Annotated in this window: 1 pseudogene; it reads right to left on the bottom strand. The window is 69.4% G+C overall.

What is annotated here, in order from left to right:
- Positions 1-324: pseudogene (locus I6F37_RS40100) on the bottom strand (hypothetical protein); the annotation flags it as partial.
- Positions 325-444 lie beyond the last annotated feature (120 nt).

Consider the following 444-nt stretch of genomic DNA (forward strand, 5'->3'; position numbering starts at 1 on the left):
GATCGAATCGAGCGCCGCGGCTCCCGCGGTCGTCGCGATCTCGGTGCAGACGCGATTCGGAGTGATCAGCGTGAACGGCATCGCCGTCTGCATCGTGTCACCGATGAACGTCAGGAAGTCGAGATTCACGAGTGCACCGGTTCCCGTCAGATGCCGTCCCGCCGGCGCCTGCAGGCGCAGCAGCGGGCCGCCTTCGCCCCGCTCGCCCAGTCCTGCCGGCGCAACCGGGGGCTGATCGGCTCCGCGGTCGTCGGGGCCACCGATCGTTCCGCCAACTGACTGCTGCGTCCCGCGTCCCTTGCGCTCACACCACGGAGAGACCATGCTCACCGCCGACAACCTCGCGATCGTCGCCGGCAGCCCGCAGTTCTTGCAGGTCGGCAACCGGACGTTCCGCGTCTCCAAGCTCACCCCCGCTGCGGCCGGCCGCATCCAGGCCCTGAT

Origin of the sequence: Bradyrhizobium sp. NBAIM08, from assembly GCF_020193935.1 — a bacterium.
Classification (GTDB): Bacteria; Pseudomonadota; Alphaproteobacteria; order Rhizobiales; family Xanthobacteraceae; genus Bradyrhizobium; species Bradyrhizobium yuanmingense.